Raw genomic sequence first — 16608 nt, 5'->3', positions numbered from 1 at the left:
TCACCGGCCTCTCTGGTTGTGGCGTTCAAGCCTGGCCACCAGCTGCGTCAGCGGCAGCGTGATGATCAGGTACATCAGGGCTGCCAGCACCAGCGGAGTGGCGTTGGCGTTCTGCGAGACGGCGTCGCGGGCAAACGTGGTGAGCTCGCGGTCCGCCAGCGCCATGCCGGCAATGAACAGCAGCGAGGTGTCCTTGATCAGGATCACCAGCTCATTGGTCAGCGGCGGGGTAATGATGCGGAAAGCCTGCGGCAGGGTCACGGAGATCATGGTCCAGGCCGGACCCATGCCCAGGGAACGGGCGGCTTCGGTCTGCCCGGAAGGAACAGCCTGGATTCCGGCACGGATGGTCTCGGCGATGTACGCGGCGGACACCACGATCAGGGCCATCAGGCCGGCACCGGCGTTGCCGCCCGGTGGGCGCCACTGGAATGCGATCGGTACGGCGAAGGCAAAGGCGAAGATCACCAGAAGGGCCGGCAGGCCGCGGAAGATTTCGATGTAGGCGGTGGCGGCCCAGCGATAGGGCGCCACGGGGGAGAGCTTCATCAGTGCCAGGATCAGGCCCAGGAGCAGGCCGCCGGCAAAGGCGATGGCGGTGTAGATAACGGTGTTCTTCGCGGCCACCGTGATGATGGTGGGGAAGGCCTCCCGGGCAACCTCAGGGTCAAAGAAGTTCACCCCGATGGCTTTCCAGTCCGCGAGCAGGACTACGGCCACGACGACCAGGATAAAGATGGCATACAGGACGCCTCGGAAGAGGCGTCTGCGGGTGGACGGTTTCAAAATGGAGCCTTCCGCGGAAGATGTGTGGCGCCGTCCCGGATTGGATCACAACCCGGGACGGCGGAACGTTCAGTGCTGGTCAGTGCTTATTCGGCGAAGTACGCGTCGTAGATTTCCTGGTACTTGCCGTTGTCCCGCAGCTCGGTCAGCTGGGCGTTGATGTCTTCGATCAGGGCGGTGTTGCCCTTCTTTGCCGCGAAACCGTAGGACTCGCCGGTCTCGTACTCCTCGACAATCTCGAAGTCGCCCTCCTTCGTGTGATCGGTGTTGACGGCGATGTCCTGCAGGATGGCGTCGATGTTGCCGGCCTGGATGGCCTGGAACAGTTCGCCGTCACTGGGGAATTCGATGATCTCGGCATCCTTGACGTTTTCCTGCGCATAGGCGGCACCCGTGGTGGACTGCTGCACGCCAACGCTCTTGCCGGCCAGGTCGGCAATTGACTTGATGTCCGATCCGGCGGGTACCAGAAGGGTCTGCAGCGATTCATAGTACGGATCGCTGAATTCCAGGTTTGCCTGGCGTTCCGGCGTGATGGTGATGGCGCTGGCATTCAGGTCGCACATTCCGGCGCTTACCGCAGTACCGCCCTGGATGGCTTCGAAGCCCTGCTTCTGCACATCCAGTTCCAGGCCCATGCCGGTGGCAATCTCGCGGATCAGATCGATATCGAAACCGGTGTATTCCCCGTTTTCCTCGAATTCAAAGGGCGGGTACGGAATGTCGGAGCAGACCGTCAGGCTGCCTTCCGAGACCAGGCCAAGCCCGGAATCGGATGCCTCGGTGTCACCGCCGCCGCAGGCCGTCAGGGCCAGGGCGCTCAGGGCCATGGCGGCCAGGGCGGTCTTGCGTGCTTTGTTCAGCATGGATCTACAACCTTTTCGTGGACGGAGCCAGTGGCGATTGCCCCTTGGTAAACAATGGAGAGCAATCTAGATTCTACGCACCTCATATTTCGTAGAGGTATCGGGAATCGCGCAGATACGGCTCCGTGCCCGGCGGCAGGACCTTATTCGGCGAAGTACTTGTCGTAAATCTCGGTGTACTTTCCATTTTCCCGCATGGTCGACAGCTGGCTGTTAACCTCCTTGACCAGGTCCTCGCTGCCGGCCTTCCGCATGGCCAGTCCATAGGACTCGCCTGTGGCGTACTTGGCCGCAATGGTGAAGGCGTCGCCATCGGTGTGTGCCAGGTTGACCGGCAGGTCCTGCAGGACGGCGTCGATGTTGCCTGCCTGCAGTGCCTGGAAGAGTTCTGCGTCGGTCTGGTAGGCGATGACCTCGGCGTCGGCGGGCGCATTGTCGCGGGCATACGTTTCACCCGTGGTGCCCTGCTGGATGCCGATCTTCTTGCCGGCCATGTCCTCCAGGGATTTGGCCGCGGAATCGGCCGGAACCAGCAGCGACTGCAGCGAGTCATAGTACGGATCGGAGAACGCCATGTTCTTCTCGCGCTCCGGAGTGATGGTGACAGCTGCGGCGATCATGTCGCACTGGTTGGCGGCGAGGACGGTGCCGCTCTGCAGGCCGTCGAAGCTGGCGTTCTGCACTTCCAGCTCCAGGCCCATCCCGGCGGCAATCTCCCGGGAGAGGTCCATGTCAAAGCCGGTGTATTCGCCGTCGTCGCCCACGTATTCAAAGGGCTCAAACGGAACGTTGGAGCAGACCGTGAGGGAACCTTCGTTTACCAGGGGAATCCCTGATGCCGTCTGCGCTGTACCGCCACCGCTGCATGCGGTTGTGGTCAGGGCGCCGAGCGCCAGGATAGCCGCCAGGGCGGTACGTGCTTTGTGCAGCATGGGAATGTCTACCTCGGATCGGGAAAATGAGGGGATGGGTTCCAGGGGGCCGGAACGCGTCAAGCATGCATAATTATGCAGGCTCACTCAATTATACGCACTTTTGGAGGGCGCGCTGACACGGGCGGCGGCAGACGGCGGGTGCTGCCGCAGGTTCCAGTTTAAGAGTTTAGGAGCCCTGCACGGCGCCGACGGCGCGGTCCAGGTCCAGTGCCTCCAGCATCGGCCGGAGCTTGCTCCAGCTTTCGGCCAGCTCGGAGGCGGGATTGGAGCCGGCGACGATGCCGCAGCCTGCAAACAGGCGCACGGTGTGCGGATCTTCAATGACGGCCCCGCGCAGTGCGATGCCCCATTCCCCGTTTCCGGCGGCGTCCATCCAGCCCACCGGACCCGCGTACGGTCCGCGGTCCATGTGCTCAAGTTCACTGATCAGTTCCCCGGCAACGCTCGTGGGGAAACCGCACACTGCCGCGGTGGGATGCAGTGCCTCCACCAGCGCCAGCGAGGTGGGAATCCCGCCGTCGTGACCCGGCGCCAGCTCGGCGGAAACATCGGAGGCCAGATGCCAGACGTTGGGCAGCTCCAGGACAAAGGGTTCGCTGTGCGAGGTCATCGAGGAGGTGAAGGGTTCCAGGTGGCGGGTCAGGGAATCGATGGCGATCTGGTGCTCATGCCGCTGCTTGTCGGAGCCGGCGAGCACGCGCTGGGGGTAGTCCGGATCATCGGCCGGTGCGGTGGCGCGGTCCAGGGTGCCGGCCAGGACGCGGGCACGGGCGACGCCGTTTTCCACCTTGATCAGCATTTCCGGTGTGGAGCCGACCAGTCCGTCCACGGAGTAGGTCCAGCAGCTGCGGTAGCGCAGCGCCAGTTCGCGCAGCACCTGCGCGGCGGAGACCGGCGATCCGAGCGAGGCCACGATGTCGCGGGCCAGGACGATTTTGCTCAGCTCTCCGGCCTTGATGTGCGCCACGGAGCGGGCAACGGCGTTCTTCCACTCGGCCTCGCTGAGGATGCCCGGAAGGATGCGGTCGGCCGGATCCGCTTCCCGGGCGACCGGAATCACGTCCAGGTAATGGGCCAGGGCCGTCTGGGCGGAAGCCAGGGACAGCTCGGCGTCGGGGTCTGCCGTGGTCTGCGTGATCCAGGCAATCCCGTCACGGGACCCGACAATGATCTCCGGAACGATGAGCCGGGATTCAAAGGGGGAGCGCTTGGAGAACCCGAACGAGCCGAAGGCGGCCAGCCCGCTGCCGGGAACCGTCAACGGATTCTGTACCTCGGCGTCGCCGGACAGTTTCAGCCACCACTGCTGGGCGTCGGCAAAGCGCTCGGGGCCGCTGGCGGTGAAGCGGGCGGTTTCGCCGAACCCCACCAGTCCTTCACCGCTGCGGATCCAGGCCAGCTGGTCATTGAGGACCAGATACTCCAGCAGCCCGATTGTGGCAGAGAGCTCACCAATGGGCACGGTCAGGGAACGCAGGGTGGTCATAGTGTCTCCAGCCTACTCCCCGCTAAGGATGTGCCGTGTGTTACCGTCCCCGGCGCCGCCCCGCCAGCCCGCCGCCGTCGTCGTTCCCGTGCCTGCCGAATGGGGCGCACGACACTGCCGCGCTGCGTTCGGTCCCGTGCACATTCTTTGAGACAATGATCGAGTGAATCGCGCATCGTTGGATAAACGCCCGGATGAAGTCGCCGCCATGTTTGATGACGTGGCACCGAATTACGACGTCGTAAACGACGTGCTGTCCCTGGGGCAGACACGCCGTTGGCGCCGCATCGTGGTGGACGCCGTCGGCGCCGTCCCCGGCCAGCGGGTCCTGGATCTCGCCGCCGGAACCGGCACCTCCAGCGAGCCCTACGCCGACGCCGGCATCAACGTGGTGGCCTGCGACTTCTCCCTCGGCATGCTCAAGGTGGGCAAGCGCCGCCGCCCGGACATCGACTTTGTCGCCGGCGACGCCACCAACCTGCCGTTCGAGGACAACTCCTTCGACGCCTCCACCATCTCCTTTGGCCTGCGCAACGTGAACGAGCCCAAAAAGGCGCTCTCCGAGATGCTGCGCGTCACCAAGCCCGGCGGCCGCCTGGTCATCGCCGAGTTCTCCTCGCCCACCGTGCCGGTGTGGCGGACCATGTACACCGAATACCTGATGCGCGCCCTTCCGCCCATCGCCCGCAAGGTCGCGTCCAACCCGGACGCCTACGTCTACCTGGCCGAGTCCATCCGTGCCTGGCCGAACCAGGACGAACTGGCTGCCTGGATCACGGAAACGGGCTGGGACAACGTGGCCTACCGCAACCTCACCGGCGGCATCGTGGCTGTCCACCGCGCTGTGAAGCCGGGGAGGACAGCCATCTAAGTGGGCGTCCTCATTGTCGGAGCCGGCCCCGCCGGTTCCACCGCGGCCTACTACCTTGCCCGGGCGGGCGTGGACGTCACCGTCCTGGAAAAGACCTCCTTCCCGCGGGAAAAGGTCTGTGGCGACGGGCTGACGCCCCGGGCCGTGCGCGAGATCCAGCTTTTGGGCCTGCCCCATGACGAGGCCGAGGGCTGGCGCCGGAACAAGGGGCTGCGCCTGATCGCCGCCGGCCGCACGGTCGAACTGCCCTGGCCGGTGCTCTCGGATTTCCCCGCCTACGGGCTGATCCGCACCCGGCTGGGCTTTGACGAAGCCTTGGCCCGCCATGCGCAGGCCGCGGGCGCCCGCATCCTGGAGCGCCACTCGGTCACCGCTGCGCTGCGCGACGACGCCGGCCGGGTCACCGGGGTGGTGGCCAACGTGCTCGACGACGACGGCCGGCGGACCGGGGAAACCCGCGAGTTCTTCGCCGACGTCGTCCTGGCCGCCGACGGCAACTCCAGCCGCACCGCGCTGAGCCTGGGCCTGGAAAAACGCGACGACCGGCCGCTGGGCGTGGCCGTGCGCACCTACTTCCAGAGCCCGCGCACCAACGACGACTGGATGGAAGGCTGGCTGGAACTTCCCGACGCCGCCGGCAATCCGCTGCCCGGCTACGGCTGGGTCTTCGGCGTGGGGGACGGCACCTCCAACGTGGGCCTGGGCATCCTGAACTCCTCGAAGGAATTCGGCAAGCTGGACTACCGCAAGGTGCTGCGCGACTGGACCGAAGGAATGCCCGCCGAGTGGGGATTCACTCCGGAGAACCAGGTGGGGGAGATCCGCGGGGCGGCGCTGCCCATGGGCTTCAACCGCACCCCGCACTACTCACCGGGGCTGCTGCTGCTCGGCGACGCCGGCGGCATGGTGTCCCCGTTCAACGGCGAGGGCATCTCCTACGCGATGGAATCCGCCCGGTTCGCGGCAGACTTCATCGTGGCCGCCGAGAGCGAGGCCCGCACCCCGGGACTTTTCTCATCCTCCGCCGCCTACGACCACAGACTGTCCGGCTACGCGGACCACATCCGCGCAGAATGGGGCAGCCACTTCACCCTGGGCCGCATTTTTGCCTCAATGATCGGCAAACCCGCCATCATGAAGCTGGCGCTGCGCACCGGAATGCCGGTTCCCGTGCTGATGCGCTTTGTGGTGCGGATGCTGGCCAACCTCACGGACCGCAGCACCAAGGGTTTGGAGGATAGAGTTATTTCCGTGCTGGAAGCCCTGGTCCCGGCCGCCTCGAACCAAGATGCAGGCCCCGGCCCGCAGTCCACTCCGCTCCGACGAAAAGTTAGTCTAAAACCGTGACTGAATCCTCGAACACCAGCCCGGACACTGCCGTTGACGACGCCGTGCGCGCACTGCCGGCCGGATTCGCACTGATCGCCGAAGACCCGCAGCTGGGTCCGTCGATCGCTGCGTCCCTGGAAAAGGTGGAAACCCAGCTGCTGGAAGCCATCGCCAACTCCGACCCGTTCGCTAACGCCACCTCGCGCCATCTCGCGCAGGCCGGCGGCAAGCGCATCCGGCCGCTGCTGGCCTTGCTCGCCTCGCACCTGGGCCCGGATCCGGACAACGCCAAGGTAATCCAGGCCGCGGTCGTCGTCGAACTGACCCACCTGGCCACGCTCTACCATGACGACGTTATGGACTCCGCGCCGCTGCGCCGCGGTGCCCCCACGGCGCATGAGGTGTGGGGCAACTCGGTGGCAGTGCTTACCGGCGACCTGATTTTCGCCCGCGCCTCGTCGCTGGTTTCCGAACTGGGCGGCGAAGCGCTGGGCATCCAGGCGCGCACCTTCGAGCGGCTCTGCCTGGGCCAGCTGCATGAAACCGTGGGCCCGCACGACGGCCAGGGGCCGCTGGAGCACTACCTCGCCGTCATCTCCGGCAAGACCGCGTCGCTGATCGCGGCCTCCGGGCAGCTGGGTGCGCTGTTTGCCGGGGCGGACCGCGAGGCCGTGGACATCATGGTCGAATACGGCGAGAAGGTGGGCACCGCCTTCCAGCTGGCCGACGACGTCATTGACGTCACCGGCCGCAAGGCCAAGTCCGGCAAGACCCCGGGCACCGACCTGCGCGAAGGCATCCCCACCCTGCCGGTGCTGCTGCTGCGCGACAACGCCGCCGCGGGCGACGCCGAAGCCGCCGCCGTGCTGGAGCTGGTGGACGGAGACCTGAGCTCGGATGCCGCGCTGGCCGCCGCCGTCGAGGCGCTGCGGGAAAACCCGGCCACGGCGCAGGCCTGGGCCGTGGCACGGCAGTGGTCCGACGACGCCGTGGCCGCTCTGGAGCCGCTTCCGGATTCCGTGGTGAAGCAGGCGCTGGCCGGCTTTGCCCGGGCCGTGGTGGAGCGGGACGTCTAGGGCCGGATATCTGGTTCCGGTAGCCCGGGACCTGGCCGGGACGGCGAGACCGTCAGGACCTGGCTAGGGCCGGGACGGCGAGACCGTCAGGACAGCGCGTAGTTCCGCGGCCTTCCGGGCGCGGATGGCGGGGTCCACGATGGGGCGCTTGGGCGTGAAGTAGAGCCCGTCATCGGTCCACCGCGGCAGCACATGCTGGTGGTAGTGCCACACATGCTGGCTGCCGGCCGGCTCGTTGTGCTGCCGGGTGGTGACGCCGTCGGGCCGCCAGGCCCTCTTGATGGCCACCGCAATATCTCGGGTAACGATCATGAGCCGGGCGGCGACGTCGTCGGGCAGCTCATACAGCAGCTCAAAGTGCTCGCGCGGAGTCACCAGGACATGACCGGGCTCCGGGTCGAAGCCGTGCGAGGCGATGAAGGCCAGCACCAGGTCATCGGCATAGACCAGGTCACCGGGCTCGCAGAGGTTGCCAGGGGCTGTGAACTCCCCGGAGGCCATGTCGCAGAACGGGCACTGGTAGTTTTCCGGTGCGTGGCTGCGCCAGGGGGCCTCGCTCAGGGGTTCACCGTTCGCTGCTTCGCCGTTCAGGGCGTCACTGCTTGGTGCTTCGCCGTTGAGGGCGCCACCGACCGTGCCGGGCTGCTGCATCCAGGATTCCTTCCGCTGCTTAGTTCGGATCTTCCTCGAAGACCCACTCGAACATGTCGAAAACGTACTCGCTGAAGGTGCCCTCTTCGCTCTGCCAGTCGCCGCGGGAATTGTTCCGCCGCCAGACGATGGGGTCCGGGACCTCCAGCTGGTCCACGCGGAAGCCCCAGGCAAACTTCTCGTCCTCGTCTTCGAGGAAGAGCAGGTAGCCGTCTTCGATCTCCAGCTCGTCCGGATCCCAGAAGAAGTGGAAGGCCTCCATGAGGTCTTCGCAGTTGCCCAGCGCCAGGTAGAACTCCCGCAGCACCAGGGGAATGCTGAAATCGTGGGCGTCCAGCATCTGGTTCAGGATGTCGGCCGGGATGCCGTCTTCCTCTTCGCGCCAGTCATCCTCAAGGTACTTGGGGACCAGGGCTTTGAATTTGTCCAGGAACATTTGACTCAATGGGGGTCTCCAAAATTGCGGGTGGTGTACTTCAATCGTAGCCCGGTGGGGAGGGCGTTCAGCGCACGCGGACGGCCAGCCCGGGATAGTCGATCACGGCGCCGTGGGCATCCACGGCCAGCTCGGTGGTGAACCCGTGGCTCGCGGAACTGAAGAGCACGACGGCACTGCCGCGGTCGTCGTCGTACGCGGAAACCTGGGAGTAGACCTGGGTGCTGGGCAACACCCGCAGGCTGGGCATCTCGACCCAGGCCATGGTGAGGGCGGTGTCATCGTCCGGGGCGGCATTGTTGAGCAGGTCCAGGCGCATGATCGGCATGGTGTTGGTCAGCGGGCACAGCCCCAGGTCAACGTCCTGTGCGTTTTCCAGCGCCCGGTGGTCGGTGATGCCTGGGTCGGGCAGCCCGGGGTCGCCGGTGGTCTGCGTTTCGGCGGTCCACTGGCCCTCACAGGAGCGGCTGAGCACCAGGGAGCGGGACCAGGCGGGCGCTTCAACCCGGATGCTGAACCGGCGGGTCACCCAGCCGGTTGACGTGGACAGCGACCAGGTGGCGGTGTAGTCCCCGGTGACCGAAGTGCCCGATGCGGCCAGCTCACGGGGCCGGAAAGACACCACTGCGGTGTCGTGGCGCGCCGGATCGTCCACACCCTGCCAGCGGAGGGTTTGGGCGGGCTGCACGCTGATGTCCATCCCTACACATTATGGTTACCGGGCGGTAGGGAGCAACGACGGGTTTCCGGCGGCTGTGGGTGTGCCGGTGCCGGTGCTGGCACGGGGCGGTCGGCGAGTGTTGACGTCGTGCCCTTTGGATCCATCCAGTGTCGGGCCTATGCCGTTTCCAGCGCCGAATTCCGGCGTTATCCCGACACTCGGCGGGAGCAAGGGGCGTTATCCCGACACTCGGCGCCGACCAGCGCAAGGAGACCCCGAGAGCGCACTTATGGCGGCATTCGACCGGGACTCGCTCGCCGAGAGTGCAGGTCTGGCGGCCAAATGGCGACGAAAGCCGCCAGAGCTGCACTCTCGGGCTACCTCGCCCGGGGGAAACCACCAGAGGTGCACTCTCGTGCTACCTCGCCCGGGGGAAACCACCAGAGCTGCACTCTCGTGCTACCTCGCCCGGGGGAAACCGCCAGAGCTGCACTCTCGCGCTCCCTCGCGCGGAGGGAACCGCCAGAGCTGCACTCTCGCGCTCCCTCGCGCGGAGGGAACCGCCAGAGCTGCACTCTCGCGCTCCCTCGCGCGGAGGGAACCGCCAGAGCTGCACTCTCGGGGCAAGCCGCCAGAACGTGGCGGGCCAGGTTGCCAGGATTGCAGGCACGCCAGCCAAGCCCTGCACCAACGCGAGACAGGCCTCAGGCCCGGCCGACACCCAGCCGGCGCACATGCAGCGCCAGGAACAGGTGCACCCGGTCCGCGGTGACGGCCGGATCGTAGCCGGTGAGCTCGGTGATCTGGCCCAGCCGGTAGCGGACGGTGTTCCGGTGCAGCCCCAGGGCGTCGGCCACGGCGGCCACCGACCCGTTCAGCCCCAGATACTGCTCCAGGGTCTCCATCAGGTTTGCGTCGTGCAGCTCATCGAATCCGGTCAGGGGATCCAGTGCCTCGGCGGCCAGATCGGCCAGCGGAACATCCGTGCCGGACATCAGCAGCGAGGTCAGGCTCAGCCGGTCGGGCTCGTTGACGGCCTGCCCGCGCTGCAGGGATTCCTTGGCCTCGAAGTAGCTCCAGCGCAGACCGGCGGGTTCGGCATAGGACCCGCCGTAGCCGACCTTCGCGGTCAGCCCGGTGCCGTAGAGGTAGGTGCTGAGGACCGGAGCCAGCGCGGCGCCGTCGCCGTCGGCCACCACCACCGCCAGCCGGCCGTCGACAACGGCGGTGACGGCGCCGTCGAACGCTGGCGGCAGCGGCAGAGTGGGCAGCGAGCGCACCTGCCCGGAGGCCACCTCGACCAGGAAGGTCAGCTGCCGGCGGGCCGCGGAAATCCCGGCCGCCTGCAGCCGCAGCGACGCGTCGCTGCCGGCCAGCCGTCCCGCCACCACATCGGTCAGCAGCTGCCCGGTCACCGCGCGGTCCCGGGCCCGGCGCCGGGCCTGGTTGCTCAGTTCAACGCTCACCAGGCTCTGCGCGTACGCCACAATATCCGGGCGCTGGAAGGGCTCGGTGACGGCCAGGGTGCAGCGGTCGCGGAGGCCGGTGGCAATGGGAACGCGGTGCTGCCGGGCGCCCTGGGGCCCGGACCCGGTCGCGAGTACCCGCGAGCCGTACTGGTACAGCGCCACATGGTTGCCCAGCAGCGAGGCCAGTTCCTGCAGCAGTCCGGAGAGCCCCTTGCCGCCCAGCAGTGCCCCGGCCAGGGACTGGTGCGCGGCGAGCAGCTCACGCAGCTGGGTGACGTGGTCCGCGGAGAGCGCGTCCGCCACCATCTTGCCCAGCGCCACGAACGGGGTGTCGTAGGGGACCTCGAACACCGGAAGGTGGTGCGCATTGGCCGCCTCGATCAGCGCTGCAGGCACCTTCGCGTGGCTCAGCCCGGTACCGAAGCCGACGGCGAGTGCCCCGGCCCGGTGCGCGCTGTCCACGAAGGCGCGCTGGGCGGCGCCGGTGCGCTGCCGCAGCCCGGTGGTCAGCACCACCTCGCCGCCGCCGAGGAACGGAAACGGATCCTCGAGCTCGGTGACGGCGACCCACTGCAGGGGAGTCCGGGTGACCGGCGCCGTCCCGCAGGGACGAAGATCCAGTGCCGGAGCGTCCAGCAGGTCGGAAAGGTAAATCGGCATGGGGCAACTATAGGGCCGTGTTTTGGTCGGCTGCACAGTTGGACACATTAAGTCTTGTCCGGTCGCCCCTATGTGACGTGCGCTTCAGCCCTTAGTTTGGAGTACAGCCCCGGGCACGCGTCCGGGCATCCTCCTCCTGAAAGGACAGTGCGAGCCATGGCCCAGACGCTGCAGAACTTTATCAACGGAGAGTTTGTCCCGGCACGGGGAACCGACCAGCTGGAAATCATCAACCCGGTCAACGGCGAGGTGGTGGCCACCTCGCCGGTGTCGGTGCAGGCCGACGTCGACGCCGCCATGGACGCAGCAGCGGCCGCCTTCAAGACCTGGAAGCGGAGCACGCCGTCCGAGCGGCAGCTGATGCTGCTCAAGCTCGCAGATGCCCTGGAAGCCAACTCCGACGAACTGGTCGAAGCCCAGCACCGCAACACCGGGCAGGTCCGCTCCGTCATCGCAGCGGAAGAAGTGGCCGTCGGTGCCGACCAGCTCCGCTTCTTCGCCGGTGCCGCCCGACTGCTGGAAGGCAAGTCCGCCGGGGAATACATGGAGGGACACACCTCCTTCATCCGCCGCGAGCCGATCGGCGTCGTCGCGCAGGTTGCCCCCTGGAACTACCCGCTGCTGATGGCCATCTGGAAGATCGGCCCCGCGCTGGCCGCCGGCAATACCGTGGTGCTCAAGCCCTCCGACACCACGCCCGAATCCACCCTGGTCCTGGCCCGGCTCGCCGGGGAAATCTTCCCGGCCGGCGTCCTGAACATCGTCCTGGGCACCGGCGAAACCGGCGCCACGATGGTGGAGCACCCCACCCCGGGCCTGGTCTCGATCACCGGCTCCGTCCGCGCCGGCATCGCCGTGGCCTCCGGTGCCGCCAAGACGCTGAAGCGCGCGCACCTGGAGCTCGGCGGCAAGGCGCCCGCCGTGGTCTTCGCCGATGCTGATCTGCAGAAAACCGCCGAAGCCGTGGCCGAGTTCTCCTTCTTCAACGCCGGCCAGGACTGCACGGCCATCACCCGCGTGCTGGTCGAAGAATCCGCGCAGGATGACTTCGTCGCAGCCCTGGTGGCCCACACCAAGACACTGGAAACCGGCCACGAGGACGACGAAGCCAACTACTTCGGTCCGCTGAACAACATCAACCACTTCAACGCGGTCAACTCCGTGATCGACTCGCTGCCCGAGCACTGCACCATTGCAACCGGCGGCAAGCGGGCCGGCGCCAAGGGCTTCTTCTTCGAGCCCACTGTGATCACCGGAGCCCGCCAGGACGACGACGTGGTGCAGAAGGAAACCTTCGGCCCGGTCATCACGGTCCAGACCTTCACCACCGAGGCAGAAGCCGTGGAAATGGCCAACGACGTCGAATACGCCCTGGCGTCCAGCGTCTGGACCTCCAACCACGGCCGCGCCATGCGCCTGGCCCGGGACCTGGACTTCGGCGCCGTCTGGATCAACACGCACATCATGCTCACGGCCGAGATGCCCCACGGCGGCTTCAAGAGCTCCGGCTACGGCAAGGACCTCTCCATGTACGGCGTGGAGGACTACACGCGGATCAAGCACGTCATGACGGCCCTGGACGCCTGAGCAACCACTCACCAGCCAGCACAGCGCCGGCACCCGCGCCGGCACCGGCACGCCCCAACACCCCACCGCAGCACACGCAGCACCGTTCGAAAGGCACACCCCTATGAGCACCCAGACCGTTTCGCCGTCCTACCGGCTGGAACAAAAGCGCAACATCAACGGCGTATTTCCGGGCCCGAAGTCCGTTGCGCTGAACACCCGCCGGGCGGCCGTGGTGGCCAAGGGCGTGGCCTCCTCGGTTCCGGTCTACGTCTCAGACGCCGACGGCGGCATTGTGCTCGACGTCGACGGCAACTCCTTCATCGACCTGGGCGCCGGCATTGCCGTGACGTCAGTGGGCGCCTCGGACCCCGCCGTCGTCGAGGCGGTCAAGAACCAGGTGGAGCACTTCACCCACACCTGCTTCATGGTCACCCCGTATGAGGGCTACATTGCGCTGGCCGAAAAGCTCCACGAGGTCACCCCCGGCGACCACGAAAAGCGCACCGTGCTCTTCAACTCCGGCGCCGAGGCCGTGGAAAACGCGATCAAGATTGCCCGCTCCGCCACCGGCCGCGACGCCGTCGTCGCCTTTGACCACGCCTACCACGGCCGCACCAACCTCACCATGGGCCTGACCGCCAAGGCGATGCCGTACAAGACCGGCTTCGGCCCGTTTGCCTCCGAGATCTACCGGATGCCGATGAGCTACCCCTACCGTGAGGAAAACCCGGAGATCACCGGCACCGAAGCGGCCGAGCGCGTCATCCTGGCCATCGAAAAGCAGATCGGCGCCGACCAGACTGCCGCCATCCTGATCGAACCGATCCAGGGCGAGGGCGGCTTCATTGTCCCGGCCGAGGGCTTCCTGCCGCGGCTGGCCGAGTGGGCCAAGGCCAAGGGCATTGTCTTCATCGCCGACGAGGTCCAGTCCGGTTTCTGCCGCACCGGCGAATGGTTCGCCGTGCAGCACGAGGGCGTGGTTCCGGACATCCTGACCATGGCCAAGGGCATTGCCGGCGGCCTGCCGCTCTCCGCCGTCACCGGCCGCGCCGAACTGCTCGACGCCGTTCACCCGGGCGGCCTGGGCGGGACCTACGGCGGCAACCCGGTGGCCTGTGCCGCAGCGCTGGCCGCGATTTCCACCATGGAAACCCAGGACCTGTCCGGCCGTGCCCGCCGGATCGAGGAAACCACCGTTCCGCGCCTGCAGCGCCTGGCCGAGGACACCGGCGTGATCGGCGAGGTCCGCGGCCGCGGCGCCATGCTGGCGCTGGAATTCGTCAAGCCCGGAACCAAAACCCCGGATGCCGACATCACCAAGGCCGTCGCCGCGGCCTGCCTGGCCGAGGGAGTCATCATCCTGACCTGCGGCACCTACGGCAACGTGGTGCGGCTGCTGCCGCCGCTGGTCATCAGCGACGAACTGCTCTCCGACGCCCTGGACGTGCTGGAAGCGGCCGTCCGCGCGCAGCTCTGACGGAGCTTCGGGCGACCCTGACGGGGCTTTTGAGCGAGACCCGTTAGCGGGCTCAGGCGGGGCCGGATTCCAACGGGAGTCCGGCCCCGCCGGCCAAACCGGTGACCAGTGCCGACAGCCCGGCCTCGAAGGCGGCGTCGGCGGCCCGGCCGTCCGCACGCCCGGTCTGCAGTTCCACGGCCGCCGTGAAGCGCGGGCTGTCGGCGGCCAGGGCACCGGTGTCGAAAATGTCCTGCGGGGCCACGGCGTCGTACGCCGAGCCGTAAATGAAGGACTCCAGCGCCACGATGGCGGGCACAATCTGCGGCGTCGGCCAGCCCGCCCGCTGCAGGCCCTGCGTGACCGCTTCATACATGGCCAGGGTGCGCGGCGCCCCGCTCACCTGCAGTACGGCAATCACGGGAATCAGCGGTGTGTGCCGGGCAAATACGTCGCGGTAGGAGCGCGCCCACGCCCGCAACGCCTGGTCCCACGGCAGGTCAGCGAAACACGAGGTGTCCACGGAGGACATCACGAAGTCCTGCAGCCAGCGCAGCACCTCCTGTTTGGACTCCACATGGTTGTAGAGCGCCGACGGCGCCACCTCCAGCCGGCGGGCCAGGGCAGACATGGTCAGCGCGCCGTAGCCGCCGGCCTGGATGACTTCCAGGGCCGCGGCCACAATGCGTGCCTGCGACAGCACACGCTTCACCGGCCGTCCGGCGCCCCTGCGGCGCGGTTCGTCGCTGCTCATCTGCCGAGTTTCCTTCCGCGGTACCGGCCTTCATGGTGTCACACCGCCGTCATTTTCCGCCGACCGCTTCCACGCGGGAGTGACCCACGCTACAGTTCCTTCTAATAAATGAACACCATTCATTTAATGACTGGTGGCGGCCTTCCCGGCCGCAAGGAAAGGACACTGTGAAGACGCTGGAACGTGACGTTGTGATCATCGGAGCCGGACCTTCGGGGCTGAGCGCGGCCCGGAGGCTGAAGGCGGCAGGGCTGAGTGTTGCAGTCCTGGAGGCCCGCGACCGCGTGGGTGGACGGACCTGGACCGACACCATTGACGGCGCCATGCTGGAAATCGGCGGCCAGTGGATTTCCCCGGACCAGACCGTGCTGGAGTCCCTCGTCGAGGAGCTCGGCCTGGAGACCTTCGAGCGCTACCGCACCGGAGAGTCCGTATACATTGGCGCCGACGGCACCCGCCGCACCTACACCGGCGACATGTTCCCGGTCGGCGGGCAGACCGAAAAGGAAATGCTCCGGCTGATCGGCATCCTGGACACCCTGGCCGCTGAAACGGACCCGGCCGCGCCCTGGAAACACCCGCAGGCCCGCGAGCTGGACACCATCTCCTTCGCCCACTGGCTCCACGAACAGTCCAGCGATGAAGAGGCCTGCAACAACATCGGCCTGTTTGTCGCCGGCGGCATGCTTACCAAGCCGGCGCATGCATTCTCCACCCTGCAGGCAGTGCTGATGGCGGCGTCGGCCGGCTCCTTCTCGCATCTGGTGGATGAGGACTTCATCCTGGACCGGCGCGTGGCGGGCGGTATGCAGCAGGTCTCCGAGCGGATGGCCGCCGACCTGGGCGACGACGTCGTGCTCTCCAGCCCGGTGCGCTTCCTGCGCTGGCCGGGCGAGGACGGCACGGCGCACGACGGCGTCACCGCCGTTTCGGACTCCGTCACCGTCCGTGCCCGCTTTGCTGTCATGGCCGTGCCGCCGAACCTGTACTCGCGGGTGTCCTTCGACCCGCCGCTGCCGCGCCGCCAGCACCAGATGCACCAGCACCAGTCGCTCGGGCTCGTGATCAAGGTCCATGCCGTCTACGCCACCCCGTTCTGGCGGGACAAGGGCCTGTCCGGCACCTGCTTCGGCGCCGGGGAACTGGTGCAGGAGGTCTACGACAACACCAACCACGAGGACCCCCGCGGCACCCTCGTCGGTTTCGTCTCCGATGAAAAGGCGGACGCCATGTTCAAACTCTCCGCCGAAGACCGCAAGCAGGCCATTCTCGGCTCGGTCGCTGCTTTCCTGGGCGAGGAGGCGCTCACGCCGGAGGTCTACTACGAATCCGACTGGGGCTCCGAGGAATGGACCCGCGGTGCCTATGCCGCCAGCTACGACCTCGGTGGCCTGCACCGCTACGGGCCGGACCAGCTGGCTCCCGTGGGACCCATCTACTGGTCCTGCTCAGACCTGGCCGCCGAGGGGTACCAGCATGTGGACGGAGCAGTCCGGATCGGACTGCTCACCGCGGACCGCATCCTCGAGGTTGCCACCGCAGGCCCCGCAGGCGTTTCCGCCGCAGGCCTTTCCACCGTGCCCGGCCAGGGCTGAAGGGAGAT

15 protein-coding genes are annotated in these 16608 nt (G+C 67.1%); 6 read left to right on the top strand and 9 right to left on the bottom strand.

Annotated elements, in window-relative coordinates; translation table 11 throughout:
* The 4 genes from KKR91_RS14255 to KKR91_RS14240 all read right to left on the bottom strand — a co-directional run bounded on the left by KKR91_RS14255 (position 1) and on the right by KKR91_RS14240 (position 4073).
* Positions 1 to 786: an amino acid ABC transporter permease gene (locus KKR91_RS14255; RefSeq protein WP_210227801.1), complete on the bottom strand. Its 786-nt coding sequence runs from the start codon at positions 784 to 786 to the stop codon at positions 1 to 3.
* A gap of 86 nt (positions 787 to 872) precedes the next feature.
* Positions 873 to 1652 (bottom strand): transporter substrate-binding domain-containing protein, encoded by a 780-nt coding sequence (locus KKR91_RS14250; protein ID WP_210227802.1) that lies wholly within the window; start codon positions 1650 to 1652, stop codon positions 873 to 875.
* Positions 1653 to 1795: 143 nt separating this feature from the next.
* Positions 1796 to 2584, bottom strand: coding sequence for a basic amino acid ABC transporter substrate-binding protein (locus KKR91_RS14245; RefSeq protein WP_210227803.1), 789 nt, complete (start codon positions 2582 to 2584; stop codon positions 1796 to 1798).
* A 169-nt stretch (positions 2585 to 2753) separates the two neighbouring features.
* The gene (locus KKR91_RS14240) at positions 2754 to 4073 is read right to left on the bottom strand and encodes an isochorismate synthase (protein WP_210227804.1); all 1320 of its coding nucleotides are present in this window, start codon (positions 4071 to 4073) and stop codon (positions 2754 to 2756) included.
* 163 nt (positions 4074 to 4236) lie between these two features.
* Between KKR91_RS14240 and KKR91_RS14235 the strand changes: the two genes are divergently transcribed.
* The 3 genes from KKR91_RS14235 to KKR91_RS14225 are packed head-to-tail and all read left to right on the top strand — an operon-like array spanning position 4237 to position 7349.
* Positions 4237 to 4944, top strand: a complete 708-nt coding sequence (locus KKR91_RS14235; RefSeq protein ID WP_210227805.1) for a demethylmenaquinone methyltransferase — start codon at positions 4237 to 4239, stop codon at positions 4942 to 4944.
* A complete protein-coding gene (locus KKR91_RS14230) occupies positions 4945 to 6291 on the top strand; it encodes a geranylgeranyl reductase family protein (protein ID WP_210227806.1) in 1347 nt (448 codons plus the stop codon).
* On the top strand, positions 6288 to 7349 hold the full coding sequence (locus KKR91_RS14225) for a polyprenyl synthetase family protein (protein WP_210227807.1): 1062 nt from the start codon (positions 6288 to 6290) through the stop codon (positions 7347 to 7349). The genes KKR91_RS14230 and KKR91_RS14225 overlap by 4 nt, the downstream gene beginning before the upstream one ends.
* 63 nt (positions 7350 to 7412) lie before the next feature.
* Here the strand turns inward: KKR91_RS14225 and KKR91_RS14220 are convergent, their stop codons facing one another.
* The 4 genes from KKR91_RS14220 to KKR91_RS14205 form a co-directional block, all read right to left on the bottom strand.
* Positions 7413 to 8000, bottom strand: a complete 588-nt coding sequence (locus tag KKR91_RS14220) for an HIT family protein (RefSeq protein ID WP_210227808.1) — start codon at positions 7998 to 8000, stop codon at positions 7413 to 7415.
* Positions 8001 to 8019: 19 nt separating this feature from the next.
* Positions 8020 to 8445, bottom strand: a complete 426-nt coding sequence (locus tag KKR91_RS14215) for a hypothetical protein (protein WP_210227810.1) — start codon at positions 8443 to 8445, stop codon at positions 8020 to 8022.
* 58 nt (positions 8446 to 8503) lie between these two features.
* Positions 8504 to 9136 carry a putative glycolipid-binding domain-containing protein gene (locus tag KKR91_RS14210; protein WP_210227811.1) on the bottom strand — a complete coding sequence of 211 codons (633 nt, stop codon included), beginning with the start codon at positions 9134 to 9136 and terminating at the stop codon, positions 8504 to 8506.
* Positions 9137 to 9801: 665 nt separating this feature from the next.
* Positions 9802 to 11226, bottom strand: a complete 1425-nt coding sequence (locus KKR91_RS14205) for a PucR family transcriptional regulator (protein WP_210227812.1) — start codon at positions 11224 to 11226, stop codon at positions 9802 to 9804.
* A gap of 156 nt (positions 11227 to 11382) precedes the next feature.
* On the opposite strand from KKR91_RS14205, the gene KKR91_RS14200 reads away from it, so the two are divergent.
* Together KKR91_RS14200 and gabT are read left to right on the top strand one after the other, a co-directional pair.
* Positions 11383 to 12813 carry a gamma-aminobutyraldehyde dehydrogenase gene (locus KKR91_RS14200; RefSeq protein ID WP_210227813.1) on the top strand — a complete coding sequence of 477 codons (1431 nt, stop codon included), beginning with the start codon at positions 11383 to 11385 and terminating at the stop codon, positions 12811 to 12813.
* Between the two features lie 103 nt (positions 12814 to 12916).
* Positions 12917 to 14272 (top strand): 4-aminobutyrate--2-oxoglutarate transaminase, encoded by a 1356-nt coding sequence (gabT, locus tag KKR91_RS14195; RefSeq protein WP_210227814.1) that lies wholly within the window; start codon positions 12917 to 12919, stop codon positions 14270 to 14272.
* A 52-nt stretch (positions 14273 to 14324) separates the two neighbouring features.
* Here the strand turns inward: gabT and KKR91_RS14190 are convergent, their stop codons facing one another.
* Positions 14325 to 15005, bottom strand: coding sequence for a TetR/AcrR family transcriptional regulator (locus KKR91_RS14190; RefSeq protein WP_210227816.1), 681 nt, complete (start codon positions 15003 to 15005; stop codon positions 14325 to 14327).
* A gap of 167 nt (positions 15006 to 15172) precedes the next feature.
* Between KKR91_RS14190 and KKR91_RS14185 the strand changes: the two genes are divergently transcribed.
* Positions 15173 to 16600 carry a flavin monoamine oxidase family protein gene (locus tag KKR91_RS14185; RefSeq protein ID WP_210227818.1) on the top strand — a complete coding sequence of 476 codons (1428 nt, stop codon included), beginning with the start codon at positions 15173 to 15175 and terminating at the stop codon, positions 16598 to 16600.
* The last annotated feature ends 8 nt before the right edge of the window (positions 16601 to 16608 follow it).

Origin of the sequence: Arthrobacter jiangjiafuii (assembly GCF_018622995.1) — a bacterium.
In the GTDB taxonomy this organism is placed as follows: domain Bacteria; phylum Actinomycetota; class Actinomycetes; order Actinomycetales; family Micrococcaceae; genus Arthrobacter_B; species Arthrobacter_B jiangjiafuii.
Note: the sequence above shows the minus strand (reverse complement) of the source record. Positions and strands in the feature narration are given on the sequence as shown.